At 64.2% G+C, this 26127-nt stretch carries 21 protein-coding genes; 6 read left to right on the forward strand and 15 right to left on the reverse strand.

What is annotated here, in order from left to right; all coding sequences use genetic code 11:
- Positions 1-18: 18 nt before the first annotated feature.
- The 7 genes from JHL16_RS28645 to mprF form a co-directional block, all read right to left on the reverse strand.
- A complete protein-coding gene (locus JHL16_RS28645) occupies positions 19-975 on the reverse strand; it encodes a substrate-binding domain-containing protein (protein ID WP_200188300.1) in 957 nt (318 codons plus the stop codon).
- A gap of 75 nt (positions 976-1050) precedes the next feature.
- Complete coding sequence (locus JHL16_RS28650) at positions 1051-2073, reverse strand: ABC transporter permease (RefSeq protein WP_200188301.1); 1023 nt, start codon at positions 2071-2073, stop codon at positions 1051-1053.
- Between the two features lie 28 nt (positions 2074-2101).
- Positions 2102-3541: a xylulokinase gene (gene xylB / locus JHL16_RS28655; RefSeq protein WP_200188302.1), complete on the reverse strand. Its 1440-nt coding sequence runs from the start codon at positions 3539-3541 to the stop codon at positions 2102-2104.
- A 4-nt stretch (positions 3542-3545) separates the two neighbouring features.
- Entirely contained in the window at positions 3546-4178 is a 633-nt protein-coding gene (locus JHL16_RS28660; protein WP_200188303.1) for an SIS domain-containing protein, read from the reverse strand.
- A gap of 172 nt (positions 4179-4350) precedes the next feature.
- Positions 4351-5286 (reverse strand): sugar-binding transcriptional regulator, encoded by a 936-nt coding sequence (locus tag JHL16_RS28665; protein WP_200188304.1) that lies wholly within the window; start codon positions 5284-5286, stop codon positions 4351-4353.
- Between the two features lie 136 nt (positions 5287-5422).
- Positions 5423-6802, reverse strand: coding sequence for a virulence factor family protein (locus JHL16_RS28670; protein ID WP_200188305.1), 1380 nt, complete (start codon positions 6800-6802; stop codon positions 5423-5425).
- Positions 6803-6834: 32 nt separating this feature from the next.
- Positions 6835-9456 carry a bifunctional lysylphosphatidylglycerol flippase/synthetase MprF gene (gene mprF, locus JHL16_RS28675; RefSeq protein WP_200188306.1) on the reverse strand — a complete coding sequence of 874 codons (2622 nt, stop codon included), beginning with the start codon at positions 9454-9456 and terminating at the stop codon, positions 6835-6837.
- A gap of 155 nt (positions 9457-9611) precedes the next feature.
- On the opposite strand from mprF, the gene JHL16_RS28680 reads away from it, so the two are divergent.
- Complete coding sequence (locus JHL16_RS28680) at positions 9612-9899, forward strand: hypothetical protein (RefSeq protein ID WP_200188307.1); 288 nt, start codon at positions 9612-9614, stop codon at positions 9897-9899.
- 73 nt (positions 9900-9972) lie between these two features.
- On the opposite strand, the gene JHL16_RS28685 is transcribed toward JHL16_RS28680, so the two are convergent.
- Genes JHL16_RS28685 through JHL16_RS28710 form a run of 6 tightly spaced genes read right to left on the reverse strand, consistent with a single transcriptional unit; the run spans position 9973 to position 20081 of the window.
- Complete coding sequence (locus JHL16_RS28685) at positions 9973-10380, reverse strand: YybH family protein (RefSeq protein WP_200188308.1); 408 nt, start codon at positions 10378-10380, stop codon at positions 9973-9975.
- A complete protein-coding gene (locus tag JHL16_RS28690; protein ID WP_200188309.1) occupies positions 10370-13699 on the reverse strand; it encodes an adenylate/guanylate cyclase domain-containing protein in 3330 nt (1109 codons plus the stop codon). The genes JHL16_RS28685 and JHL16_RS28690 overlap by 11 nt, the downstream gene beginning before the upstream one ends.
- Entirely contained in the window at positions 13696-15075 is a 1380-nt protein-coding gene (qhpG, locus tag JHL16_RS28695) for a flavin-dependent monooxygenase QhpG (protein WP_200188310.1), read from the reverse strand. The genes JHL16_RS28690 and qhpG overlap by 4 nt, the downstream gene beginning before the upstream one ends.
- Before the next feature lie 4 nt (positions 15076-15079).
- Positions 15080-16417, reverse strand: a complete 1338-nt coding sequence (locus JHL16_RS28700; protein ID WP_200188311.1) for a radical SAM/SPASM domain-containing protein — start codon at positions 16415-16417, stop codon at positions 15080-15082.
- Positions 16414-18633, reverse strand: a complete 2220-nt coding sequence (locus JHL16_RS28705) for a hypothetical protein (RefSeq protein ID WP_200188312.1) — start codon at positions 18631-18633, stop codon at positions 16414-16416. The genes JHL16_RS28700 and JHL16_RS28705 overlap by 4 nt, the downstream gene beginning before the upstream one ends.
- Positions 18630-20081 carry a ferritin-like domain-containing protein gene (locus JHL16_RS28710; RefSeq protein ID WP_200188313.1) on the reverse strand — a complete coding sequence of 484 codons (1452 nt, stop codon included), beginning with the start codon at positions 20079-20081 and terminating at the stop codon, positions 18630-18632. The genes JHL16_RS28705 and JHL16_RS28710 overlap by 4 nt, the downstream gene beginning before the upstream one ends.
- A 131-nt stretch (positions 20082-20212) precedes the next feature.
- Here JHL16_RS28710 and JHL16_RS28715 point away from each other — a divergent pair, with 131 nt between their 5' ends.
- Complete coding sequence (locus tag JHL16_RS28715) at positions 20213-20908, forward strand: Crp/Fnr family transcriptional regulator (protein ID WP_200188314.1); 696 nt, start codon at positions 20213-20215, stop codon at positions 20906-20908.
- Between the two features lie 39 nt (positions 20909-20947).
- Here the strand turns inward: JHL16_RS28715 and JHL16_RS28720 are convergent, their stop codons facing one another.
- Entirely contained in the window at positions 20948-21757 is an 810-nt protein-coding gene (locus JHL16_RS28720) for a tRNA1(Val) (adenine(37)-N6)-methyltransferase (RefSeq protein ID WP_200188315.1), read from the reverse strand.
- Positions 21758-21768: 11 nt separating this feature from the next.
- The gene (locus tag JHL16_RS28725; protein WP_200188316.1) at positions 21769-21984 is read right to left on the reverse strand and encodes a putative signal transducing protein; all 216 of its coding nucleotides are present in this window, start codon (positions 21982-21984) and stop codon (positions 21769-21771) included.
- Between the two features lie 215 nt (positions 21985-22199).
- On the opposite strand from JHL16_RS28725, the gene JHL16_RS28730 reads away from it, so the two are divergent.
- The 4 genes from JHL16_RS28730 to JHL16_RS28745 are packed head-to-tail and all read left to right on the forward strand — an operon-like array spanning position 22200 to position 26107.
- Positions 22200-23216, forward strand: a complete 1017-nt coding sequence (locus tag JHL16_RS28730) for a polyprenyl synthetase family protein (protein ID WP_200188317.1) — start codon at positions 22200-22202, stop codon at positions 23214-23216.
- 51 nt (positions 23217-23267) lie between these two features.
- Positions 23268-24128: an ABC transporter permease gene (locus JHL16_RS28735; protein ID WP_137854042.1), complete on the forward strand. Its 861-nt coding sequence runs from the start codon at positions 23268-23270 to the stop codon at positions 24126-24128.
- Complete coding sequence (locus JHL16_RS28740; protein WP_200188318.1) at positions 24125-24946, forward strand: ABC transporter permease; 822 nt, start codon at positions 24125-24127, stop codon at positions 24944-24946. The genes JHL16_RS28735 and JHL16_RS28740 overlap by 4 nt, the downstream gene beginning before the upstream one ends.
- Positions 24947-24964: 18 nt before the next feature.
- Positions 24965-26107, forward strand: coding sequence for an extracellular solute-binding protein (locus JHL16_RS28745; protein WP_200188319.1), 1143 nt, complete (start codon positions 24965-24967; stop codon positions 26105-26107).
- Positions 26108-26127: the final 20 nt, after the last annotated feature.

Consider the following 26127-nt stretch of genomic DNA (forward strand, 5'->3'; position numbering starts at 1 on the left):
GCGTCCCGTTTCATAAGGTCAGTAGGCCTTGTCGATCGTGTCGGCGGCATTGTCCTTGTTGACGAGCAGCGGGGGGCTGTTGATCACCGCCTCGAGCGTCTCGCCGGCCAGGTGCTTCCTGATGTTCTCGACCTGGATCTGCGCCAGCTTCGCCGGCTCCTGGATTGCTCCCGCCTTTAGGATGGAATTGCCCTGAATGTGCTGCACGCCCAGCTTGTCGACGAAGGCGTAGAGCGTGACATCGGTGCGGCCGAGCTGCTCGATCGCCGCGATGGCGCCCAGCGCCGATGGTTCGGTATCGGAATAGACCACGGTGATTTCGGGATTGCCCTGCAGCATCTCCGTCGTGACCTTGAGCGAGGTGGTTTCCTCGACCTTGCCATTGACGAGCGCGACGAACTTCACATTCGGATTGGAGGCCAGCGCCTCCTTGAAGCCTTCATCACGCAAATTGGCGGAGACCGATGTCGGTTCGCCGACGATGCCGATGATGGCCTTGCCGTCCGCACCGATGTCCTTGAGGAGCTGCTGCCCGATATAGGTGCCGCCCGCCTTCTGGTCGGTCTGAACCGCCTGCACGACCGTGAGCTTCTCCGCCTTCAAAGCCTCCGGATCAGGCAGGAGATTGATGGTGAAGACCGGAATTTTCGCCTGGTTCAATTCCGCCACGGAGGCGACGCAGGGACCGGACGAGACGCAATTTAGCGCCACGGCATCGACGCCCTGCTGCACGAAGCTCTGCACCTGCGAGAGCTGCTTGGCATCGTCATTGTCGGCGATCAGCACCTTGACGGTGAAGCCCTGGGCCGCGCCATTCTCCTCGAAGCTCTTCTTCATTGCGACATAATAGGGATTGGTGAGATTGGGCAGGGCCACGCCCAGCGTCTTGCCATTCGCCGCTTGCGCCTGGCTCGCGATGGCCAGCAACGACGCTCCCGCCGCGGCCGAGATGCAGTTCCTCCAAAAATCAGTCATCTTGTTCTCCCTTTTGAGTGATGATGATGGTCCAGGGACGGCATCGGTTGAAAATCCGTCCCGCTTCGCCGGCCCTTAGCTGCCGGTCGAAATCTTTCGTTTCAGAAGCCTCTTCCACGGCAAGGACAGCCGGCGCGAGGAGCGCATGGTGTCGAAGGTGACGCCGACGAGAATGATCACGCCGATCACCAGCGGCTGCCAGTAGGCATTGACGTTGAGAACGTTCATGAGATTCGAAATGGTGGCGATCAGCGTCGCGCCGATCATCGCGCCATAGATGGAGCCGGTGCCGCCGAACAGGCTGACACCCCCGACCACCGCGCCGGCGATCGAGAAGAACAGTTCATCGCCGCGCCCGGCGGTGGGATAGCCGGTCATCAGCCGGGAGCCATAGATCAACCCGCCGCAGGCGCCGCAGAAGCCGGAGATCGCGTAGACGAGCACGGTGATCCGCGAGATGTTGACGCCGGCGAGCCGAGCGGCATCCGCATTGCCCCCGACGGCGAAGATGTGCGTGCCGGTGATCGTGCGCCGCAGGAACAGCGCGGCGACGGCCGTGGCGATGGCAAGGGCGATCACCGGAAAAGGAATGCCCAGAATGCGCGACTGGCCGATCATCCGGTAGCCGAGCTGCAGGACGCGGATCGACTCCGCGCCGGTGATGATCTGGGGAATCGAAGCCGCCACGCCCATCATGGCGAAGGTGACGATGAAGGGCGGAACGCCGGTCCGGTCGATGATGAGGCCATTGACGGCGCCTGCCAGGGCACCGATGCCGAGCACGATGATGCAGGCGAGCGGCCAGGGCAGCCCCACCGTCTGGATCAGCACGGCCGCGAGCACACAGGTCATGGCGACGATCGAGCCGCAGGAGAGATCGATCCCGCCGGTGAACAGCACGAAGGACTGGCCCAGGCAAAGAAAGCCGATCACGGCACCGTTGAGCAGCAGGATCAAGAGATTCGACATGGTGAAGAAGTTCGGCGACGCCAGGGCCCCCGAAATCAGGACGACCAGCAGAACGAAGGCGATGCCGGATTCGGCCGGCAGCCGGATGCGCTTGTCGGGGGTCTGCGTCGGTTCGGCCAGCACTGCCATGTTTCTCTCCATCCTCTCGCCGGACGCTTCAGATCCGCTCGATGGTCTTGCGGTATTTCTCGCGCACGCCCTCGGCGGAGGCCTGCGCGGCGGGCTCGGCAACGAGCTCGAGGGGCACGGCCCAGGCATCGGCGATTTCCTGGATCGGCGCGCCGGTGAGCGCGGCGGCGGCCTGGACGCCCGCGCCGCCCGCGGCGCTCTCGACCATGGGGCAGGTCCAGACGGCGCGACCGGTAAGATCGGCAAGGATCTGCCGGTAAGCCTTGGACCGCGATGCGCCGCCAGTCAGAATCAAGCGTCCGCTATCCGCAACCCCGGCCTGCTTCAGCAGATCTCCCCCTTCGAGCAGGCCGCACAGCACGCCCTCGACGGCCGCCCGGGCGATCTGGGCCGGCGTCGTGTCGCTGCGCAGCCCAGCCAGATGCCCGGTGGCGTGCGGCAAATTGGGAGTGCGCTCGCCGTCGAGATAAGGCACGAGGGTGAGGCCGCCCGATCCAGCGGGGCAAGCAAGGGCCAAACGGTCGAATTCCTCGACGCCGGTGCCCAGCAGACGGCGGAATGTATCGGTGACCTTGGCGGCGTTGAGCGTCGTCACCATCGGCAGGAAGGCACCCGTTGCGTCGGCATAGCCGTTGATCGCGCCACTGCCGTCGCGCACGCCATGCGGTGTCACGCCATAGATCGTGCCGCTGGTTCCCAGCGAAATGACGGTATCGCCGGCACGGATGGCCATGCCCAGCGCGGCAGTCATGTTGTCGCCGGTGCCAGCCCCGACCACGGCGCCCTCAAGAGCGCCAAGGCCGGCCGGCGCCGTGACCTTGCCGGCCACAGCGCCGGAACCGATGATCTCGGGCAACACAGCCGCCCAGTCGATGTCAGAGACCGCAAGGCTGGCCAGAGCAGGTTCCCAGCGGTTGGTGAAAGGATTGAAGTAGCCGGTGCCGGAAGATCCGCCCCGCTCCGTCACGGCATGCCCGCTCAACCGGTAGATGATGTAGTCGAATGGCAACATGATGCGGCGCGCCTGCGCAACGAGGCCGGGATGGACGCGCTCGGTCCAAGCGAGCTTCGCAACAGTGAGCGCCGGGGCGGGAACGGATCCCGTGAGAACCGCCCATTCCCGTGCCGGTCGGCGGCGCAGTAGGGCTTCGGCATCCGGCGCAGACTCCGTGTCATTCCAGAGTTTTGCCTTTCGCAGCGGCCTGTCGCTTCCGTCCAGCATGACAAGGCCGTGGCCTTGGCCGCCGACAGAGATCGCGGCGATGCGCGCCAGATGCCCATTCACCTGTTCGAGGCATGCCTGCAATGCGCTCCACCAGGCTTGCGGGTCCTGCTCGCTGATGGGCGGCGTCGTTGGCGGATGCGGTGCGCGGGCCTCGGCAACGACCGCGCCGTCATCGAGCCGGCGCAACATCACCGTGCAGGATTGGGTGGAGGAGTCGATACCGGCTACGAGATCGCGCGCCATCGCCTCAGCTTCCGGCTCCTGCTCCGGCCAGCCGCTTGAGGCTCGCCTCGGCGTCGCGGCCGACCGCACCCGAGGGATGAGTGAAGAGGATCTTGTCCCAGCCGTAACCGCGCGCCACGCGCGTCACCTCGACCAGAGCGTCGGTGACGGCGGCAGATGCCAGAGAGCTTCCCGTCGCCACGACCGACCCGAGATCGGCGTCGTCCGGCAGAGCCAGACGGATCACATGATCAGACATGCGGCCCAGTTCGGACTCGGGCACCGCGGTAATCGAAACCAGGCAGCCACAGAGCGTTCGGGCACGCGCGCAGAAGCTGTTCAATTCGGCGGAGCTGCCGCCCTTCGACAGGGCCAGGACGATATCGCCAGGCTGCAATACACCAAGCCCGCCATGAAGGCCGTCGGCGGGCGGCAGGTAGAAAGCCGGCGTGCCGCCGACCGAGAGAAGATGCGCGGCGCGACTGGCGACCGCACCGGATGTGCCGCTGCCGGTGACCAGAATCTTTCCCGCGCAGGTGCTGAGAAGGCCGGCGACTTCGAGAAACGCATCATCAACTGCTGCAAGAGTCGCCAGCACGGCGTCCGCATCCGCACGAATGACCCGCCTCGCCCGATCCAGCAACTCCGCAGACGACATCGATAGGCTCCCATTATCCGGCCAGGAATGATCCCTTTGTCCCGAGCCGAGATCATTAAATCCTGTATCAAATATCGTCAAGTGAGCAATATTACGCTCATTTGAGCGAATATGAGGCACAACTTGCCCTTTGTCAGACTGCACCTCGAGAAATCAGGACCGAGATAGGCCGTCAGGCCAGCAGCCGGCGGGCCACACCGGCGTCGGTGACGAGAACATTGATCCACCCGCCGCGCAGCACTGCGGCTATCGCCTCGGCCTTTTCCAGCCCGCCGCCGATGCCGATGACTTCGGGGATGCGGCGCAATTGCGCGGTTGTGATGCTCAACCCCATTTCATCCAGCAGGTTCGGCACGGCGTTGCCGGCATCATCGATCAGGGTTGCGCACAGGTCGGCGCGGACGCCTTTCGCGAGCGCCGCCTCCCGCCATGCCGGTGGAAAGCCGGAACACAGGCAGGATTCCTCGGGATGCCAGGACCCTATGCCGACGACGAGAACGTCGATCGCATCGTAGCGCGCCATCACACTGGCGATGGAGGGTTCGCTGCGCAGCCTCTCGATGAGCTGGGAGTCCTCGGCCCACATCGGGCCATAGACCGGATAAGCCGCTCCGCCGCTGACGCTGGCAAGCCGGTGAACAAGTTCGACCGGACTTTGGGTGAAGTCTAACCCGGCAGGGCTGCCCGCTGCCTGAATAACATCCACCTTTGGCAATCTGGCGGCGGCGCGCGCCGTCGCCGCCAGCGTCCGGCCCCAGGCAACGCCGAGCAACTGGCCATCCTCCAAGGTTTCCTCGAGCAGCTGTGCCGCCAGGATGCCCAAGGGCTGCGTCAGCGCGTTGGTCGGCAGGTCGGGACCGCTCAGGACCAGCGCGGCTTTCAGGTTGAATTTCTGCCGGATGGCCTGCGCCAATTCCGTATCCAGATCGCCCTCCTCGGCGATCACGAAACGCACGATGCCGCTCTCAATGGCAGCATCGATCAACCGTGCGACCTTGAATCGCGATATACCGAGCTCATCGGCGATCTGCGACTTGGTGCGCCGGCCAACGAAATACCGCTTCGCAACGAGCGCGGCCTGCACACGTTGAAGGGGACGGCGGGTCATTTCCACTCTCTCAAAAAGCTCATTTGTGCATGAATGTACTCGAATGAGAGATTTTTCAAGGTGGGATGGCCCGTCCCTTGAGATAGTCCGGGCCGGCGCTCCTCCCTAATGCTGGGCCAAACCACCCGCTAGAATGCTATTTCGCCACAAGCCGGGCGATCGCCTGGGCCACCTCATCGAAGCTGCCGCCGAGATGATGGCCGCCCGCGAGCTTGAAATCGATGACACTGCCCTTGGCGAGATCGGGACAGATACTGTCGGTCTCGCTGTCGCCATAGACGCACAGCACCGGCGTGGGTTTGAGCTTCTCGATCTCGGGCTTGGTCGAAGGCCCCGCATTGTCGCCCCCCAGCCAGTCGGCGACATGGAATTCGAAGCTCGCATTAGGGGAAGAGCCGAGCAACGCGACAGCGGCCAGCGCCGGTTTCACGTCCGGGCCGAGCCGGTTGACCGCGAAGGGCAGAGCATCGGCGCCGAAGGAATAGCCGGCCAGGATGATCCTCTTCTTGTTCCACTGGCTCAGATAATAACGCGCGATGCGCCCGATATCATCGGCAAGCCCCTCGGGCGTGCGGGTTTCCCAGAAATATTTGATCGACGAAATGCCGATGACCGGTATGCCCTTTGCCGCGAGGCTGCGCGCGACGCCATCGTCGAGATCGGCCCAGCCGCCATCGCCCGACAAAAAAATCGCGAAAGTATCGCTCTCGCTCACCGACGGGTCGCGGATCTCGGTGATCGGCAAATCCGCGAGCGCGTCGCTGAGAGCCGGCTTAAAGCCGGAATCGGCCCCGGCGATGGTCCAGTATGCGTCGATCAAGGCCGGCTGATAATCGGGCGGATTCAGGAACTCGTGCCCGACCTTGGGCAGATCGACGACGGTCGCGCCGTTCATCGACTGGAAAAAAGCATGGGTCTTGTCGGGCGCGCAGGTCTGGTCGTCGGCGCCCTGAAGCGCGGTGAAGGGAGCCGGGAGCGCCGCCGTCGACGGGAGTTTCCCGGCAGCTTGAATGGCCGGGAAATTCACCGCCTTGCAGAGCGCATGCGCGACCGTCGCATCGGGACAGAAGCTCAAGGCCAGGCCGCCCTTGAAGGTGTTGGGTGGTGATCCCGCGACCGCCGCATAGGCCATGGTGGCTCCCGCCGAATAGCCGACGACCATCGGCTCGATATAATCCTTGAGATCGAGCTGCTTCTCGATCGCGCGCGCCGTGTCCTGGAGAACACCGGCAAGATAGAGGCAGGATTTGCCGTAGGAGCCGAGATTCTTCGTGAAGACCGCCATGTCGATCCCGAGCACCAGCGTGTCGGCATCGCTCAGATAGCCGGCCATCGTCACCGCCGTCTGATCCCAGCCCTTCTCGCCCGAAAAGAAGAAGGCGACCGATTTCGATTCGCCCGATGGACGGATGATTTCGATATCGCCAAAAGGCGCGACGGTGATTTTCTCGGCGCTTGCCGGTTCGGCAGCGCCGAGCGCCGCTCCGGCGAGAAGAAAGGCAATCACACGTTTCATTGTCCGCCACTCCCTGCGAGCACCATCCCATTTCACGGAACGTCTCCTTCTCCATTCGCCGCGACGACGGAAGCCTTGCGCCGCCGCGATATCAGCACCGCGACATCGAGCAGAACCAGAGGCAGCGACAATCCACCCGGGCAGGCCAGATAACGCGGCCGCCAGTCCGGGCGGAATTTCTCCTTGAAGGCGCGCAGCCCCTCGAAACCATAGATCTGCTCGCCATGCTGGAAGATGAGATTGCCGGCCTTGTGCCAGGCCGGCGCCAAAGGATGGCCTTCGAGACCTGAAAGCGGCGCCATGCCGAGACTGAAACATTTGAAGCCCTGCGCCTTGCCCCACAGGAGCAGCTGGACGAAGAGGAAATCCATATGGCCGCGCGGCGCATCGGTGCGATGGCGCATCAGGTCGACGGAAAGCTCGCGCTTGCCGGCGCTCTGCCAGAGATTGGCGAACGCGACGATCTTGCCCGCATGCCGGATCACCGCGAGATCGAAGCCCGAGAGATAGGCCGGATCGAAATGACCGACCGAGAATTGCTTCTCGACAGCGCCTTTCGCGGCGAGCCATTCATCCGAAATCTCGCGCAGCTCAGGGATGAGCGCTCCAACGCCACCGGCCGGCACGACGGCGAAGGCAAGCCCCTGACGCTCCGCCTTGTGGCTCGACTGCCGGAGATTGGCGCGCGCGCCGCCTTCGAGGGAGAAGGCCTGGAGATCGATGAGCGCCTCCTCGCCGAGCTTGAGGAGGGAAAGCCCGAGATCGAGATATCGCGGCAGGTTCGCGGCATTCACCTCATAGAAGACCGGCTTGCCGCCACGCCGGTCGACAAGCTCGCGGAAGCGCCAGAGCAAATCGTCGAAGCGCTCTTCGGCGCCGATCGGATCGCCCATCACGATCCAGCTCATCCCCTGGATATCATACATGAGAAATGCATCGCGCTCGGGCGCGATCAGGAATTGCTTGTCGCCGGTGAGGGCCAGATTGGCTTCCGTGTTGCCGGCCTGAGCGACGATGCGCACCACATCCGGCGAGATTGCGTAGGAGCGCGTGAGGCGGCCGCGCGCCGGGCGCAGCAGCAGATAGGCGCCGAGGCCACCGGCGATCAGTACCACCAGCAGGCTGGCCCGTAGAAAGCGCGGCGCATCGGCCGAATAGGCGATCTGCCACCAGAGCTCATTGGAGTAGCCGACCTGCTTGTAAGAGAGATTACCCACCCAGATCGAAGCGGCGCAGGCCAGCGTTACGGCGACCACGGCCATCGGCGAGGGATCTTCATTGAGGAGCGACGACTGGCGATAGAAAGCGCTTCGGCTCAGGAGAACGAGCACCAGCACGACGGCGAGGACGCTCGCCTCTTCCCAATCCAGCCCCTTGGCGAGCGATACCACGATGCCGCAGCCGAGCAGCAGGACGACCAGCGACCAGGCGGCGTCGAGGCGCCGGTACAGTCCGATCGACAGCAGCAGGAGGAAGAAGCCGGCGACGCTGCCGATGAGATGCGAGAGCTCGATGAAGGGAAGCGGCACGAGATCGGTAAGGATTTCCATGCGGATCTCGAGCGTCGGTGTCGCGCCGGAGACCAGCAGGACGAGACCGCCGGTGAAGACCGCGATGGCGATGACCGGCGGCAGCAGCGCATGGAAGATCGGCCGCGCTGCCAGCGTCGCGGCCTTGATCCTGAAGAGATGCGGCTGCGCCTCGCGCACCGCCATGAGCGCCGCGGCAATAAGGAACGGCAAGATGTAATAGAGGCAGCGATAGAGGAGGACCGCAGCCAGAAGACTATGCGGCGGAACCTGTGGCAGCGCCAGCAGCATGCCGGCCTCGAGCACGCCGAGGCTTCCCGGTATATGCGAGATGAAGCCCGCGACGACGATGAGCGCGAAGAGGCCGGTGAAGGCGATGAGGCTCATATCCGCTTCCGGCGGCAGCAGCACCCAGAGGGCTGACGCGCTCACCAGCATGTCGATGGCGCCCAGGAGGATCTGCGCCGCGCTCATGGGCAGGCCCGGCAGACGCAGCGACCAGCCGCCGATGGTCAAGGGCGCCGGCCAGTTCCAGCGATAGATCAGGTAGGCCGCAACCAATCCCGCGAGCCCTGCCCCCAACAACGACACGACGATGCGCGGCGCCGCCAGCATGCGGGCAAGGAAGTCCGGCTCGGCGATCATCGAGAGCGCGGCGACCGCCGCGAGCCCCAGCCAGAAGGAAAGGCCGGTAATGACGACGATGCGGCCGATCTCGGCGGCGGAAAGCCCGAGGCTGCCATAGATGCGGAACCTGACCGCACCACCGGTCAAGGCACCGAAGCCCAGGGTCTGGCTCATGGCGCTTGCGATGAAACCGACATAGGCGGCGTCCGATGACCGCAGCTTCTTGGAGATGCTGCGCAACGCCAGCACATCATAGGCCATCAGCACGAGATAGCTCATGCAGGTAAAAGCCAGACACAAAGCGAGGGCACGCCAGGAAGCGGACCAGAAACTGCCGCTGATGTCGGCGAAGGTAACTTCGGCCAGCGTCATGTGCAGGAAAGCCGCGGAGAGCGCGAACAGCACCACGCCCAAGGCGACCGGCGCCCAGTGCAGAACGCGCCGCGCCGTTTCTCCCGGCAATGAAAGATGGCCCTCTTTCGACAGGTGGCTGTCCATGGCGACCACTATTTGCCGCGCCGGGCCCCCTGTCAAAGCCGTTCGCGGAAGCCTGTGAGTTTCCACACAGACGGCGGCGGCGCTTCGCCGTTAAATCATCCCATCAATTTCCAAGCCGGCCATTCGAGAACCGGGGCAACAAAGGAAAGAGACCCATGAGCACGCATGTCGAGCATCGCGCCATTGCCCGTCCACCCCAGCTTTCTCTGCTCAGCAGATTCACCACGTGGCTGGGCGCCGGATTCAAGACCTGGCGGGCGCAGCAAATCGAGCGCGCCAATATCGAAGCGCTGACAGCACTCGGCCCCGAGCTCCTGGATGACGTCGGCGTGACCATCCATAAGGCCGGCAAACCACCGAAATCCATCGCCATCTGCAACCCGCATCTGATCGCCATGGATTCGCTGTCCATGTCCAAGCCGACCGAACGCGGCGAGTTCTAGGCCATCTCGAACTCGGCCCGTGCAGGGCTGTCCGGTAATGCCCTCTCCGGGCAGCCCTGCCTCTATTTCCTGGTCACGCCTCGGTGTTCATGTTGTAGCTGTCATAGAGGACTTTCCAGCCGCCCTTCTCCTTGCGCCAGACCACGACATATTTGGCGATTTCCATGACCGGCTTGCCATCGACCTCGTGACCGAACTCGACTTTGCCGAAATCGGATGCGAGCGAGCCGTCGTCGGAGATCACGATGCGCTCGGGCGTGAAGCGGAGATTGAGGCCGGGAATGGTGTCCATCATCTTCTTCCAGCTGGCGCGGATATGCGCGGTGCCATGCACCGCCGGTTCGCCCGGCCACACCAATGAACCGTCATGGGCGTAGAAGCCGACCACGGCGTCGAGCTTCTTGGCCGACGCGGCCTTGCCCCATTCCTCATCCAGCCGACGGATCGCCGCTTCATCGGCCTTGTGCTTTTCACCCTGCATATTTCACTCCTCTGTTGCGCAAATGGGACCGAAGCTCGTCGAGAAAAGCCTTGGCGTCCTTCAGATCGCGGGTCGCGAAGCCTTCGGTGAACCAGCCATGGACCGCCGACAGCAAATCGAAGGCCTGGGCATGATCGCCCCTGTCGGCGAGAAGCCGGGCCAACGTCGTCGCTATGCGCAATTCCCATGACCTGGCCCCTTGCGCACGCGCGACGGCGAGCGCGGCGCGCAGTTGCTCTTCGGCCTCGTCCGGCCTTGCCTGCTCGATCAGCAGCCAGCCTTTAAGGCGCAGCACCTCGGCCAGATGACAGCGCTCCTCGCCCGCCAAAATCCTGGCGATGCTCACATCGAGCAGCTTTTCGGCGGCCTGGATATCACCGCTGAGCGCCAGCGCCTCGGCCTGGAGAGCACATAAATAACCGATCCAGATGCGATGGCCGGTGGCGGCGAGGCGGGTGATGGCGCGGTCGAGGCGTATGGCGGCGTCGGCATGACGCCCGGCTCTGAGCCAGGCGATGCCACGGCTCACTTCCGCCATCACCTCGAAAAAGAGCGAGACGCCGAAGCGGCGGCCGACGCTGTCGGCCTCCTCGGCGCGGCGCATCAATTCGTCGGGCTCGCACAGGAAATCGAAGGCCTGGGCGCCCAGCGTCAGCGAGAAAGCGAGATCGAAGGGATGATTGCGGCGGCGCGCATGATCGTCCCTGTCGTTGCTCGCCGCCACCGCCTGATCCGGATAGCCGATGATCCACAGATATTGGGCGCGGTAGATTCCTTCACCGGTGAGAGGATCTGTGTTGGTGAGCTGCGCCACATGCCAATGCCGCCCGGCGTCATACATTGCGAGCAGCTTGTCGCCATGTGCCTTGGCCACGTCGAAGCGGCCCTGCCAGAAAGCGGAGCCTGAAACGGCGCGGTGGCCGACGATGACCAGATTGTCGTCACCGGTCTCGGCGCCGACCTCCAGAAGCTTCTCAGCCCAGCGCAGCGACACGTCGAGACGGTCGACACACATGTAATGCACCCAGAGCGCATTCAGGATCGGCAGATAACCCTGCCGATGCTGGAGCCGATGCGCCAGCGACCAGGCGGGCTCCAGCGCCGCGCTCAATTCCGGATGACCCCAGCCGCGCCCGGCGACGAGGGCCGGCCCTAGCGACGCGCGGAAACGCAGTTCCAGGAGATCGCGCTCAGGCCCCGGCGATGCGGTCTCGAGCAGGTTTATGCCCTTGCGCAAATGGCTGACGGCCTCGGGCACCGCGAAGCGCTGCATCGCCACCTCGCCCGCCTTGAGCCAGAGCGGCGCCGCGGCCGCCTGATCGTCGGCTGCCGTATAATGATGGGCGAGCAGTTCCGGCTCGCGGATGCGCGTCTCGGGATGACGCTCCTCCAGCACCTGAGCGATCCGCGCATGCAAGGGCTTGCGCTGGCTGCGCAGCAGCGAGTCATAAGCCACATCGCGGATCAAAGCGTGCTTGAATGTGTAGGAGACGGGCCCCGGCGCCACGCCTGAGCTCACCGCGAGGCCCGATGCGGTCAGTTCCGCCAGGCCCTCGGCGAGAGCCCGCTCGTCCATGTGATGCAAGGCCTGGATGATCTCGTGGCTGAAGGTGCGCCCGACGACGGAGCCGATCTGGGCGACGGCCTTGGCCTTGGCGAGGCGGTCGAGACGCGCCGCGAGCGAATCGCGCAAAGTCTCGGGGATGGCGAAGCCCGGCGTTGTGCCGGCATAGACATAGCGCCCGCCGGCTTCGGCGAGCCCGCCCGATTCGAGGATCGTGCGCGTCAGCTCCTCTACGAAGAGCGGCACGCCGTCGGTCTTGGCGATGATCTGCTCGACGATCTCCGCCGGCAGCGATTTGCCCTCGGCGATGCGCGAGATCATCTCGCCGCATTGCTGGCCGGTGAGCTTGGCGAGGTTGAGCAGAGCGACATTGACATGGCTCGACCAGTGCGGCTCGAATTCCGGCCGATAGGTGGCGACGATCAGCAAGGGAATGCCGGCGAGCTTGCCGATCAGCCGCTCCAGGGTCTCGAGCGTCGTCGGATCGGCCCAATGCATGTCCTCGAACAGCAGCAGCGTGTGACGCAAACGCGAGGCGGCCGCCACCATGTCCTCCATCACGCGGACGGTTTCCTGCTTGGCAAGCCTCGGCGATATGTCGAGAGGACCATAGCGCTCCTCGCACGGGATCGACATCATGTTGGCGATGAAACGCACATCGGAAAGCGGCAGGCCATAGCGCCCGACGATCAGCGCCTCCAACTTGTCGAGCCGCATATCGGCCGGGCTGTCGTCGCCGATCTGCAGTACCTCGTCGAGATGCGTCCTTATCGGGTAGAAGGCGCTGTTGAGATGGAAGGGCGAGCATTGGAAGCGCCAGATCTGTGCGTGCTCATGCTCGAGGCTGGCGCAGAGCGCATCGGCGATGTGGCTCTTGCCGATGCCCGGCTCGCCGCAGACATTGACGGTGAAGCCCTTGCCCGCATCGTGGACGCGCCGCCATTTGTCGAGCAGCGTCTCCATCTCGGCACCGCGCCCGATGAGCGGCTTGTCGTTGCCTTGGCGGCTCTCGGCGGCGGCAAGGCCCAGCACATGGTGGAGATGTACGGGCAGCGTGATGCCCTTGAGGCTGTGCGCGCCCATATCCTCGTAGTCGAAGACATCACCGGCGAGCTTGCGCACCTTGGAACTCACCACGATAGCGCCGGGCTCAGCCGCGCTTTGCAGACGCGCCGCGAGATTCATCGTCTCGCTGACGGCGGTGCGGCCATCGGCGGAAACGACGACGATGCCGGTGGCGATGCCGATGCGGACCTCGAGCTTCGCCCCCTCGGGCGCATTGAAGCGCCCCATGGCGTCGATGATGTCGAGCCCGGCACGGATGGCGCGCTCGGCCTCGCGCTCATGGGCGAGCGGAAAGCCGAAGAAGGCGACGATGCCGTCGCCCAGGCGCTGGAACAGATAGCCCTCGTAGCGGGCGATGCAGGCGGCGCAGGCATCCTCATAGCCGCGCACGATGTCCTTCAGAACCTCGGGATCGACGCGCTGGGCGAGCGCGGTGAAGCCCACCATGTCGCAGAACATCACGGTGAGCTGGCGCCGCTCCTCAGCCCGCGTGTCCGGCTCGGGCTTCTGCACCTTGGCCGCGGCGAGCGCGTTCAGCAGACGCCTGCGGGCGCCGAAGGACAGGCCGAGCTCCTTCAGATCGTCGTCGGTGAGAAGCAGCAAAGTGGGGAAGTCGACATCGTTCTCGACGAAGAGCTGGGCATGCTCGGCGAAGCCATGCGCCTCGAGCCATCGGGTGAGCACGGTCATGGCCGGGCCTCGACCAGGACGCCGTTGTTGCGCAGCCAGATGGCGATCGACAAAGCGGATTTGAACGGCATGCGATGCGACCAGCCCTGCGCGATCTCGACCAGCGTCGCACTCGAATTGAGCTCGCTCAGGAGCGGGGCCAGCGGCTGATTGCCGAGATAGGCGACGGGCGCCGCCAGCCCGGGATGGCGCAGCGCCTTTTTGAGCGTCACGAACTCACCGTCGATGCAGGGCAGGTCTTCGATGACGAGATCGCGCGACAGCTCGACGCGATGCGACGCGACACTTGCCGCATCGGCCGCGACCACCGGCCGGCGGGACGCCTCGTCGGCGGTGGGCCCGGCGCGCCGTCGCCAGAAGACATCCGGCCGCGCGCGTGCGGCCTCGGCATAGTAGCTCATGGCCCACTTGCGATGACGGGCCGAGGCCTCGCCAAGAGTCGTCGCATAGAAGGCCATGGCCGCGGCGGCCGAGGCCCTGGACTTCACGAGCGTATTGGCGACGATGGCGCCGGCGAGTGCCGTCTGGATCGCCTTCTGCACACCCGACGACGACAAGGGATCAAGCGCCAGAGCCGTTTCACCGAGCGCGATGCTGGAGGGCGTCGCCGCATTGAGAGCAACAGAGGGCGTCGCATCGGTCGCCTGGACCGGGCTTTGACATGCGCCGGTCTTGAAGCCCGAAGGACCGAGAAGCTCCAGATAGCGCGCCTCCAGCGTGGCCTTCGGAAGGGCGCCGAACTCTTTGGCATCGACGAAGACCTGCAGATGGCAGGTACCGTCGGGAAGCGGCACAGCCCAATACCAGGCCGCATCGCCGGCCCGGATCACCGGATGGGCGGGCAGCGCGGCGCCTTTCCAATAGGCATGAAGGGCCAAGGTGGCAGGCCCGGTCGTGTCTCTGCGCCAGGCAGCGGCGCCGGCGCGGCCGCGGGCATCGGCGAGGAAATCAACCTGGAGAATTTCCTTTCCCGCTGCCGCGGCGACGGCGAGACGCCAGCCGTTCTCGGTTTGCTTCCGATCGACAATCCTGGCCGACTGATGAACACGAACCCCAAGCCGGCGCGCCCGATCGAGCAGCGCGCCGTCGAAATAACCGCGATCGACCAGCAATCCCGCTTCGCGCTCATCATTGCGGATCAGCGCCGGGCCGTCCCAGGCGACCTCGACTTTGCGTACCGGTAAGGCACCATCGAGCGCGCCGGCGGCGCTGACGCTCTGCAGCAGCACCTGAACCCCGCGACTCAGGGATTCCCCCAGATGCGGGCGCGGGAAGGCGGCGGCTTCGATGACGTCCACCTGATGGCCGAGCTCGGCCATGCGGATGGCGAAGATGCTCCCCGCCGGACCGCCGCCCATGACGCAAACCCTGGCCATGGCTCTAGCCCGCCAATGGCTGTTGGGCGGCTTGGCCGAGACGCAGATAGGCTTCCAGACAGTAATGCAGCCAACCCCTGATATAGTCGCAGGCCGGGCGGCCGCGCTTCGTCACCTCATGATGGCAGCCCCCGCCGCAAAGATAGCGCGCCCAGCATCCGTTGCAGGGCTCCTGGCGGTGCACATGGCGGTCGGCGAGCCACGCCGCCTGGCGTGCGACGTCCAGCCCTTGCTCGAGCGAGCCCATGGCGCCGTCCGCATCATCGACGAAGCGGTGGCAGGCCGCGAGGTCGCCCGAAGCCGAGACGCCGAGATAGCCGGCGCCGGCGCCGCAGGGATAAGGCCGATGCGTGCCGCGTCCGATCTCGCGCATCGCATTCAGCATGTTGGCGAAGGGGTAGCGCTCATGCGCCAACGTGCGGCGCTCGAATTCGCGGCCGCAGCCGATCATCTGCTCGAGCATGAGTGCCAGATCCTCGGCCTGCATCTCGCCTTGGCCCGAGGGCGAAGCGAGCATCGGCGAGAAGCCGACACTGTGAAAGCCCGCGGCGATGAAGGCGTCGAGCGTCGGGCGCAGATCGAGATTGCGCGGCGTGACGGTGACACGCGCCGAGACCTGCATGCGGCGCTGGCGGGCGAGAAGCGGTTCGATCCGGCGCATGATGCGGTCGAAACTTCCTCGCCCGTCGCGGTATGGCCGCTGGGCATCATGCGCCGCGCCGACGCCGTCGAGGCTGATCGTCACCGCGAAACCATGCTCCTCGAAGAAGTCCGCATCGGCTTCGCTGACCAGCGTGCCGTTGGTGGTGATCGAGAAGGTGATCGGCGTCCCCTTGCGGCGCGCGAGATCGGCGGCATGGCGGGTCGTCGCCTGGAGCACCGGCCGGTTGACCAGCGGCTCGCCACCGAGAAAGGAGAGATTGAGCTTCGCCCCCGGTGCCGCATGGCCGATGAGCTGCTCGACCGCCTGAAGCGCCGTCTCCTGCGGCATGTTCTTCGGCGCTCCACCGAAGCCGCCCTGCTCGGCATAACAATAGGTACAGCCGAGATTGCATTTCTGCGCCACCGCGAGAGACAGCGCATGGATCGGTGGCGGCGCCAGCGGCACGTCGTCGATCAGCGGGGCGCCGTCGAGTCCCGCCAACGCGAGCAGGCTTGCAACCTTGCGGGCATCATGCCCGGTCAAGGCCGCTTCAAATTCGGCAAAGAGATCGGCATCGATATCGAACAGCCGGCTGCCGTCGGCGACGAAGAGATGCCGCCCGGCTTGCGTCGCGATGAGATGCGCCGCCGGCAGGCGCGGGCCCGAGGCCTTAATATATTGGCGGGCGAGACTGCTCACGATGGTTCCTCGCCCGGTGCGTCGCGGCCCTTCACCTGGAAGCGCAGCCATGTTTCCCACTCAGTGAACAGGTCGTCGTAGAAGACGAGGCGGGAATCGACATAGTCATCGGGCACATACTGGCCGGTGCGCGTCTTCTGCAGCCAGTTGTCGCCTAGACTGAGGCCCTTGGGACCGGGCTCGACATTCACATAATCGGGCCGCGCCGAGGCCCAGTAATAGCAGGAGCATTCGCGGTAATCATTCTGCCAGGGCGAGCACAGGCCTTGAGTGAGTTCGCCCGCCTCGGCCAGGGCCGCGGAGATGACCGCCGTGTCGGGCACGAAGAAATGGCGGACCTTGAAGCGATGAGTCTCGTAATTCCTGTCATCGCCGTCGAGACGCGGCACTTGCGCATCTTCCTCAGCGCGCGAGATGTCACAGTCGACTTCCCGGCCCTGAAAACCGTCGAGGAGGCGCGCCAGCGCGTTCGACCATTCGAGCGGGGCGAGGCCATAGGGATTCTCATCCGTCGTCAGGATGATGTGGCCGTCGGGATCGGACGCCGCCGGCCCCTTGATGTAGTTCATAGGCTCGATCGGCGGCTGGCCGTCCGGCAGATTGATGCGCAGCAGTCGATGGCCCTTCAATTGCGCGAAGGCCGGGTCGGCATTGACGATGAGATTGTCATATTCGCGCAGCTCCAGGCCTTCAAACATGCGCCGCCAGATGGCGCGGAAATCCACCTCGAGGCCTGGACAGCAATTGGCGACCGACGTCACCGGGCGCGAGCTCACCGGATTGCCCGCCGCTTCATAATGGAGCTGGGCGGTGAGATTGCGCGGCGTGAGGGCGGGCGTCTTCGGCGCTGCCGCGGTAACGCCAAGCATGCCCTCGGCCACTTTGCGGATGGTATCGATCTGGCGATAGGTGAGAGCCAGATAGCTGTTGTCGGCGCCGCACATCAAAGCCGGCATCTTGCGGCGGCCCCGATCGGTGAAATCGGAGACCTCTTCCGGCTTGCGCAGCAACCGCAAGAACCACGGCGCCGCGCCGCCGCGCAATGCGGCGAAAACCTGCTGATGCAAGGTGAGAATGGCCAGCGTGTCGGCCCCTTCCGGCGTGATCACCGGACGGATGGCACGCTCGGTATCGGCGGCCTCCTCCTCGGGCATGGAATCGAGCGACAGCGCCGAGCGGCCTTTGTAGTCATTGCCGTTCAGCACCGCGACATTGAGGAAGCGCACCGTCTCGAAGGCGCGGCGCACGATATCCTCGGCCCGTGCCTGGGTGACTTCCGGCGGCTCGTCATTCGCCACCGTCGGGCCGTGGATGACCTGCTCGAGATCGTCCGCGAGGCTGCGCACGAAGAGCGAATCCGGCACCACGGCGGGCGGCGACGCGCAGACCCGCGCCATGGCGGTGAGTACCTTGCCGCCCGGCAGCGTCAGCCTCACCTCGACGAAGCCGTCGCAGGCATCGTCGAAATAGCCGCGGCTGATGGCGATGTTGTCATTGAGCCAGGACGGCGCCGGCGGTTCGATGGCGAAGAGCGATGGGGGAATGGTCTCATCCTTGCCATCGGACTTAAAATGATACCAGTTGCCCTTGCCGCGATCATAGATCGCGCGCTCGGGCGGGATGACGCGATCTTTGCCGTCGGGCGCATGTGTCCCGTAAATGAGCCCCTTGGCCGGCGTGAAGCGCAGGCGGATCTGTGGATAGCGCTGATTGGGCCTGATGAAGCGCGCACTGCCGAAATCGACAAAAACGTCATCCGAGATGAAGTTCCGGCAAAAACCTTTGAGCGGCTGCGGCGCGTGATCGGAGAACCAGCCGGTGTGGGCGGCGACGAGATCGTTCTCGTCGCGGGTGCGCCGGACGACCTTACGGTTGGCGACGCTGACGCGCCAGGCGAGTTCAGCGCCTGCCAGCATGTCCAGCGTCACCGGCACCAGCCTGTCGTCGTCGGTCAGTGCGAAGACCTCAAGGAACGGCGCCACCGGGCGTATCCGGCCATCCTGCTTGAACTGCATCTCGGCGGGCGTATGGCTGCCGGAGATCTCGCCCGTCACGTCGTCGACGGTCAGCGTCTTGACTGGCTTGATGGTGCGGAAGTCCAGGGGCGCCGTCGCGTCCGCCTCGATGGTGTAATTGTCGAGCGGATCGGGCGCCGAACCGAGCCTGCCGATGGCGAAAGGCGGCAGGATGCGAAGCTCTTTTATCGTTGTCTTCACGTGCGCTTACTCCCCTGGCCGTCGATCACTGCGTCGATCGAGGCGATGGCCTTGTGGTCGAGCGCCTTCAAGGCGAGGAGATAGTCGCGCCCCGTGCCGGCCGCCGTCTCCAGCAGAAGCTCCATCACCTCGATCGAACCCTGGAGAAACTCCCGATGCAGCCGCCAGGCATCGGATTCGCTCTCGGGCAGCATCAGCGAGTAAGGCATCTCGAAGGGCGGGCCGGCGAATTTGGCGCCCGAAGCATCGGTGCCGCTCTCATGCAGGTCGAGCCCGACGAGAATGCCGGAGATCGTCTTGATGTTGTACATCTCGCCGAAAACCCGGTGCATGACCATGCCGCGCAGATTGGGCTCGCCCGCCTTCGCACTGCGCGCCAGACGAAAGGAATGAGTGAGGCAGGTGAGAAGCAGCCGGTAGCGGTAATTGAACAGCGTCGCCCAGTCGCGCGCATGGTTGTTGTCGATATAGACGGCGTCATCCTTGTTGTACTTCCGGGTTGTCGGATTGTCCGGAATGTCGCGCGTCGGCACCCAGTCCTCGGGAAATTGCTGGAAGATCTTGAGGAAGCGTTCGAAATGCGAGAGCTCGTCGACGCGCCCCGGTGCCAGGTGAATGGCCTCGCCCTGGCTGCCGATCGCCTTCAGCGCCGCAAGCGCGTCGGTGCGCGTGGCAGCGCGCATGATGATGACATTCGCCTCGCGCTGGCGATGCGGATCCTCCTTTGACGATCCGCTCGCATCGAGGAGGCGCGCCTCGGGCCCATAGCTCCTTCCCCAATCGTCCCAGGAAGCCTGGTAGACATAACTCTCTTCATCGAAAGCCTGATCAGGGATCAGCTTCTCGTTGCCGATGATGCCGATGATGTCGTCATATATGGCGGCAACGGTATGCACCGAGCCTGGCGCGCGCTCCTTGATCAGGCGGTCGATCTCGGCCTTGTCCGTCGCGACGAAGTGCGCGAAGCGCTGGGAAAGCTCGGGATATTTCTTCAGCATCGCGGTGATGGACGGCGGCATCTCGGCATGGACGTAGCAGGCGAGCGACGAGCGGGTGAGCTTCTCGAGCCGGAAGGGGTAAGGATAATAGGGAACGGTCCAGGGATAGTCCTCGCGTCCGAAATGCGCCGGCGCACCCAAGAGACACAGGATGTTCTGGACGGTGAGGAGATGGCCCATCTCCTCCTTGGCTATTTTGATCAGGCTCGTCTGCCAGTGCTTGATGAGGGATTGACGCTCAGGGGTGGCGGCGTCGGGACCGCCCAGCGAATAGGCGGCATAGAGATACTGGACCATGAGACCGTGCTCGATCTCGGCGGCGACATGCAGCAGCATGACGAGATGGTCGTGCCAAGTCAGGCCCGGATGCTTGCCCGCACGCGATGTCGGCTCGTGTTCCTCGGCCTGCACAGGTTCCAGAACGAGAAACTGCCGCCATCCCTGGGCCATGCGAACCCCTTGTTTTTTCTCTCCCCCGTCGCCCTCCTAACATTATTGTCAGGCGGCGTCGATTGCGCGAAGCGTCCGTTGACCAAATACGGCGGAGCTTCCATTATTTCGGGAGAGGGGAAAATGCCGACATGGTAAAGCACTCGAAGGATGCATTGCGGACGATCGCCTATTTCAAGTCGCTCGGCGATGCCGCTTTCGCCGAGCTGGCGCAGCAATGCGCGCTCCGCGAATATACCGCGCAAGAGCTGATTATCGGCCATAATGACGAGACTTTCGACGTCCTCTTCCTGCTGGAGGGCCAGGCGCGGGTCAGCATCTATTCGGCGGACGGGCAGCGTGTCGGCTTCCGCGACATCGCCGCCGGGACGATCTTCGGTGAGCTCTCGGCGATCGACGGCCATCCGCGCTCGGCCAGTGTCGAAGCCATGGAAACCTGCGTCGCCGCGGTGATGCGGCGGCCGCAATTCCTCGCCGCGGTCGCCAATCACCCGGAATTTACCATGGCGGTGGCGAAGCATCTGACCGGCCAGGTGCGCGTCCTCACCCAACGCGTCTTCGAGTTCAGCACCATGGCGGTGCGGCAGCGGCTGTGGTCGGAATTGCTGCGGATGGCGGAGGCTGCCGCCAAGGGCAAGGGCCAGGCGCGTCTCTCGCCCGCCCCCACCCATGCCGAGTTCGCCAGCCGCATCAGCACGCATCGCGAAGCGGTGACGCGTGAGTTCGCCTGGCTCGAAGCGCAAGGCTTCATCGAAAAGGAAGGCCGGGCCCTGAAGGTGCCCGATCTCGAGAAATTACGCGGGCTGGTCGGGACTTTGGAAGTCTAGTTGGCGCGTCGGACGGGGCCCACTTTTCCTGATCACGCGCTAGCGCACCGGCCAGGCGGCGCCTTCACGCAACACCGCCTCGGCGACAGAGCTGAACTTTCCGTCATCGCCATGCAGCACGAGACCCGGCAGCAGCTGGACCGGGGCGCGCGAGCCTTTGACGCCCTGGACGATGATGCGGGTCGCGGCGAGGCCATGGCGCGGGAATAAGGGGGCGATGACGATATCTCCGAAACGGCCCTCGAAGAGGCTGAGCACCTTGCTCAAGGCCTCGGCCCGGTAGATCAAAGTGGCCGTGCCCTTGCTCTCGAGCATCGCATGCATGGCCTTGATCCAGAGGTCGAGATCCTCAGGCGAAAAATTATGGGCGCCGGCCTTCAGCGCCACCGGCGACGGGGTCGATCTGCCGTCCTCGAAATAAGGCGGGTTGGCGAAGGCATGGGCGAAGGAACCGGCGGCCGGCATATGGGCGACGTCCCGGCGCAGCGCGTCCTTGATATCGGCATGGATGACCTTGACGCCGGCCCCACACTCATTGCGGCGGGCATTTTCCTCGGCCAGCATCGCATAGCGGGCGGCCACCTCGACGCCGGTAATCTGGACGCCGGGCACCCGGTGGGCAAGGCAGAGAGCGGCGACCCCCGTCCCCATGCCGGCCTCGAAGACCTTGTCGCCCGGGGCGCAGGGCACGCTCGCCGCCAGGAAAACGGCGTCGATGCCTGCCCGGTAGCCCTTTTCCGGCTGCAGAATGCGCAGGCGGCCATTGAGAAAGCCGTCCTCGGTCAAGGTCGGGGGAATGGCCCCGCTTGAGGCGGGGGACGAGGCATGGGCGGGCGAGGGTTCCTGCATGGCGCGCCAACCTACAGCTGCGGGGTTATCGCAACGTTACCCAATTCGCGCAAAGCTTTGATAATGTCGTCATCCCCGACCATCAGGCGGCGCGGGAAGGCCCCGATCGAGCCCTCGACGGCGCTCATATGGGCATCGAAGACCGTGGCCTCGATCCCGGCTTCCGCCAGAATATGAGTGGCATAGGACAGGAGCACGAGATCGTTGGTCCTGAGCACTTCCTTCATCGTCCCATTCCTCTATTCTAGCGCGTGGTCAGGAAAAGTGGGCACCGGTTTTCCGTCCGACCACACGCTAAACTTAAGATTTCGATCACGTTTATCAATTCAGGTCGTTACGACCTGAATTGACCGTGATCTAAGCGTCAACCGGTCGCGCTTGCTCTGGGGTATGCCCGCCCCCTATTGTCGCCCTCAGTATCATAACTGAAAAGGTTCAATCTGTGGGTGTCGTCATTCCCTTCGAAGGCAGTGAGCAAAAGCAGCCGAGCCTCGACCCGCTGATCGCCCTCACCGGTGCCGACATGGTCAAGGTGAACGAGGCCATCCTGGCGCGCGCCGCCTCGCATGTCGAACTGATCCCGGAGCTCGCCGGCCATCTGATCAATTCGGGCGGCAAGCGCATCAGGCCGATGCTGACCGTCGCCACCGCCCGCATGTGCGCGGCCAAGGGGGACGCCCATATCAAGCTCGCCACCTCGGTCGAATTCATGCATACGGCGACCCTGCTGCATGACGACGTGGTCGATGAAAGCGACCTCCGGCGCGGCAAGAAGACCGCCCGGCTCATCTGGGGCAACCAGGCGAGCGTGCTGGTCGGCGATTATCTGCTGGGCCAGGCCTTCAAGATGATGGTCGAGACCGGCTCACTCGAATCGCTACGCATCCTGTCCCATGCCGCGGCGGTGATCGCCGAGGGCGAGGTGCTGCAGCTCTCCGCCTCGCATGACACCTCTACAACCGAAGATGCCTATATGCAGGTGATCGGCGCCAAGACGGCCGCCCTGTTCGCCGCCGCCGCCGAAGTGGGCGCGGTCGTCGCCGCCAGGCCCAAGGGTGAGCAGGCGGCGCTCGAATCCTATGGCCGCAATCTCGGCATCGCCTTCCAGCTCGTCGACGACGCTCTCGATTACTCGGGCAAGCAGGCCTTGATGGGCAAAAGCGTCGGCGACGATTTCCGGGAAGGCAAGATCACCTTGCCGGTCGTGCTCTCCTATCGCCGCGGCTCCCAGGAGGAGCGAAATTTCTGGAAGCGCACGCTCGAGGACGGCAATCAGACGGCCGACGACCTCGTTTATGCCCAGAAACTGGTCGATCGGCACAATGCCATCGCCGACACGGTCGAGCGCGCCCGCCACTATGGCGACATCGCGCGCGACGCTTTGGCGATCTTTCCCGACAGCGACCACAAGTCCGCCCTGCTGGAAGCCGTCGATTTCTGCGTAGCGCGCGCTTATTGATCAGGTTAAGCTCCTCCCAAAAGAATAAAGGGAGGAGTGACGAACCAGATCATGCAGCAGACGCGGTTTGCCTGGTATCTGCTTGCGCCCGCTATCATCCTGCTGGCTGTCTTGCTGGTGCTGCCGATCGCCATCATGGCGATCTACACGTTCTATGAGTTCGTGACCGCCGGCGTCGAGAAGGCGAACTATACGCTTGCCAACTGGCAGGAGTTCTTCACCGACAGCTACTATCACCTCTTCCTGTGGAAGACGGCCCGGGTCGCGGCCATCACCGCGCTCGCCTGCGCGGTCATGGGCTACATCCCGGCCTATTTCATCTGGATGACGTCGTTCCGGCACAAATGGCTGCTGCTGCTGCTGCTCATCGTGCCGTTCTGGATCTCCTTCACCATCCGCACCTTCTCCTGGATCCACATCCTGGGCGAGCAAGGCGCCATCAATGTCACGCTCAAGACGCTGGGCATCATCGATAGCCCGATCCAGATGCTCTATACCGAGGGCGCGGTGATCATGGGCATGATCCATTTCCTGCTGCCCTATATGATCCTCAATGTCTATGTGAGCCTCGAGGGCATCGACCGCGACCTCCTCTCGGCGGCGCGCACATTGGGCTGCACCAGCGCGCAAGCGTTCCGCGAAGTGACGCTGCCTCTGTCGCTGCCGGGCCTGTGCGCCGGGCTCCTGCTCTGCTTCGTGCTGGCGGCGGGCAGCTATGTGACGCCGCAGATCCTCGGCGGCAACCGCGACGCCCTGTTCGGCAATCTGGTCTATGACACGATCATGGAGCAGCTCAACTGGCCGATGGGCTCGACGCTCTCAATCGTGCTGTTCGTCCTGCTCGGCATCGTGTCGGCGATCTACAGCCGCTATATGGGCCTTTCCACCATCTTCAAGGGTTTGAGCCGATGAGGCAGCCGCGCCAGGCCGAAGATGCAAGCGGCGTCTGGGGCTGGCGCGCCGTCAAGATCGTCACCATTCTCGTCTATATCTTCATGTTCGCGCCGATCCTGGTGACGGTCATCCTCTCCTTCAACGCCTCGATGTTCGGCGGCTTCCCGATGACGGGTGTCAGCCTGCAATGGTACGGCAAGCTGTTCCAGAACGAGTCGGTGCTGCGCGCATTCAAGACCTCGATCTGGATCGCGCTGCTCACCGCCGCCGTCTGCACCGTCATCGGCGTCATGGCGGCGATCGCGCTGACCCGCTACGAGTTCCGCGGCAAGCAGTGGATGAACACACTGGTCATCCTGCCCGCTCTGGTGCCCGAGACCATTCTCGGCGTCGGCTTGCTGCTGCTCATGAAATGGGCGAACCAGCCGCGCACCTATCTGCTCCTGGTGCTCGGCCACATCATGCTGGCGCTGCCCTTCGTGGTTCTCGTCGTCCAGGCACGGCTCATCGGCATCAAACGTGTCTACGAGGAAGCCGCGCTGTCGCTCGGCGCCAACCGCTTCAACACCTTCCGCGAGGTGACGCTGCCGCTCCTGATGCCGGCCATCGTGGCCGCCGTGCTGCTCGTCTTCACCATCTCCTTCGACAACATCACGGCGAGCCTGTTCTGGCGGCCGCCCGGCGTCGAGACCATGCCGACGCAGATCCTCGCCATGCTCAAGATCTCGATCAGTCCCGAGATCAACGCGCTCGGCACGCTGATGATCGTCATCACGGTCGGCCTGCCCTTGCTGGGCGGCGCCATCGCGCGCATTCTATCCGGCAATCGACAATAACAACTGGGAGAAACGACAATGAAACTTACACAGACCAAAAGACTGGAGCGCATGAAAGAGCGCTACCAGAATGGCGGCATGGACCGCCGCACGTTCTTGGGGCTCACCGCGGCGGCCGCGGCCTCGGCCGGTGTCATGACGCGCTGGAGCGGCGCTGCGCTCGCGGCAGTCTCCGAAGTGCGCTTCGACGGTTGGGGCGGCACGGTGCAGGAAGCGATCGATAAATTCGCCTTCCAGCCCTACACGGCGAAGACCAATCTCAAAGTGGTGCAAGGCACGTTCGGCGACGAGAACGAAATCATCACCAAGGTGAAGACCGCCAATCCGGGCGACTTCCAGGTCATCCACTCCTCCGGCGTCGAGTACTACAAGAAATATGTCGACGGCGGCTGGACGTCGGAGCTCAACGAAGCGAACATCCCCAATCTCGTCAACGTCATGGCGGCGATGATCGAGCCGTTCCGCAAGATGACGCCGAAGCTCTCGGCGGTGCCTTACGACTACGGCACCACCGGCATCGCCTACAACACCAAGGTCATCTCGCCGGAGGAAGCCAAGGAGAAAGGCGCCAATCTCCTCATCGACAAGAAATATGCCGGCAAGATCGGCGGCTTCGGCGACAAGAACACGCGTGTCTGGTATGGCGCGCTGCAGTCCGGTCAGAGCCCGAACGACATCAAGGACATCGAGGCCGTGTGGGCGAAAGTCCGCGAAGGCCGCGACATGACGAAGAAATACTGGAGCTCGGGCGCCGAGCTCATGGACCTCCTGTCGAAGGAAGAGATCGTCGTCACCGAAGCCTGGTCAGGCCGTGTCGCCGCATTGCAGGAACAGGGCCATCCGATCGGCTATCTCGATCCGCCGGGCAGCTATGCCTGGATGGAGGACATGCTCGTTCTCAAGGGCTCGCCGATGGCGGAATGCGAAGAGTTGCTCAACTTCATGCTCGACACGGCGACCTCGATCGCGGTGGCGGAAGGCCAGAACTATCCGCCCGCCCTCGATCCGACCAAGGTGAAGCTCACCGACAAGATCGCCAAGATGCCGGCCTTCGACCCGACGGGCACGATGAAGACGCTCACCTTCGCCGACCCGATCTACTGGGCCGAGCACGACACCGAATGGCAGAAGCAGTGGGACCGCATCTCGAAAGGGGCGTGAACCTGACTTGTCCATCACGG

The organism is Taklimakanibacter albus (genome assembly GCF_016595235.1).
Taxonomy (GTDB): Bacteria; Pseudomonadota; Alphaproteobacteria; order Rhizobiales; family Aestuariivirgaceae; genus Taklimakanibacter; species Taklimakanibacter albus.

Excerpts from the sequence above, each read along its gene's own strand:
- JHL16_RS28645 (WP_200188300.1), bottom strand. The coding sequence starts at position 975 with ATGACTGATTTTTGGAGGAACTGCATCTCGGCCGCGGCGGGAGCGTCG.
- JHL16_RS28650 (WP_200188301.1), bottom strand. The coding sequence starts at position 2,073 with ATGGCAGTGCTGGCCGAACCGACGCAGACCCCCGACAAGCGCATCCGG.
- xylB (WP_200188302.1), bottom strand. The coding sequence starts at position 3,541 with ATGGCGCGCGATCTCGTAGCCGGTATCGACTCCTCCACCCAATCCTGC.
- JHL16_RS28660 (WP_200188303.1), bottom strand. The coding sequence starts at position 4,178 with ATGTCGTCTGCGGAGTTGCTGGATCGGGCGAGGCGGGTCATTCGTGCG.
- JHL16_RS28665 (WP_200188304.1), bottom strand. The coding sequence starts at position 5,286 with ATGACCCGCCGTCCCCTTCAACGTGTGCAGGCCGCGCTCGTTGCGAAG.
- JHL16_RS28670 (WP_200188305.1), bottom strand. The coding sequence starts at position 6,802 with ATGAAACGTGTGATTGCCTTTCTTCTCGCCGGAGCGGCGCTCGGCGCT.
- mprF (WP_200188306.1), bottom strand. The coding sequence starts at position 9,456 with ATGGACAGCCACCTGTCGAAAGAGGGCCATCTTTCATTGCCGGGAGAA.
- JHL16_RS28680 (WP_200188307.1), top strand. The coding sequence starts at position 9,612 with ATGAGCACGCATGTCGAGCATCGCGCCATTGCCCGTCCACCCCAGCTT.
- JHL16_RS28685 (WP_200188308.1), bottom strand. The coding sequence starts at position 10,380 with ATGCAGGGTGAAAAGCACAAGGCCGATGAAGCGGCGATCCGTCGGCTG.
- JHL16_RS28690 (WP_200188309.1), bottom strand. The coding sequence starts at position 13,699 with ATGACCGTGCTCACCCGATGGCTCGAGGCGCATGGCTTCGCCGAGCAT.
- qhpG (WP_200188310.1), bottom strand. The coding sequence starts at position 15,075 with ATGGCCAGGGTTTGCGTCATGGGCGGCGGTCCGGCGGGGAGCATCTTC.
- JHL16_RS28710 (WP_200188313.1), bottom strand. The coding sequence starts at position 20,081 with ATGGCCCAGGGATGGCGGCAGTTTCTCGTTCTGGAACCTGTGCAGGCC.
- JHL16_RS28715 (WP_200188314.1), top strand. The coding sequence starts at position 20,213 with ATGGTAAAGCACTCGAAGGATGCATTGCGGACGATCGCCTATTTCAAG.
- JHL16_RS28720 (WP_200188315.1), bottom strand. The coding sequence starts at position 21,757 with ATGCAGGAACCCTCGCCCGCCCATGCCTCGTCCCCCGCCTCAAGCGGG.
- JHL16_RS28725 (WP_200188316.1), bottom strand. The coding sequence starts at position 21,984 with ATGAAGGAAGTGCTCAGGACCAACGATCTCGTGCTCCTGTCCTATGCC.
- JHL16_RS28735 (WP_137854042.1), top strand. The coding sequence starts at position 23,268 with ATGCAGCAGACGCGGTTTGCCTGGTATCTGCTTGCGCCCGCTATCATC.
- JHL16_RS28740 (WP_200188318.1), top strand. The coding sequence starts at position 24,125 with ATGAGGCAGCCGCGCCAGGCCGAAGATGCAAGCGGCGTCTGGGGCTGG.
- JHL16_RS28745 (WP_200188319.1), top strand. The coding sequence starts at position 24,965 with ATGAAACTTACACAGACCAAAAGACTGGAGCGCATGAAAGAGCGCTAC.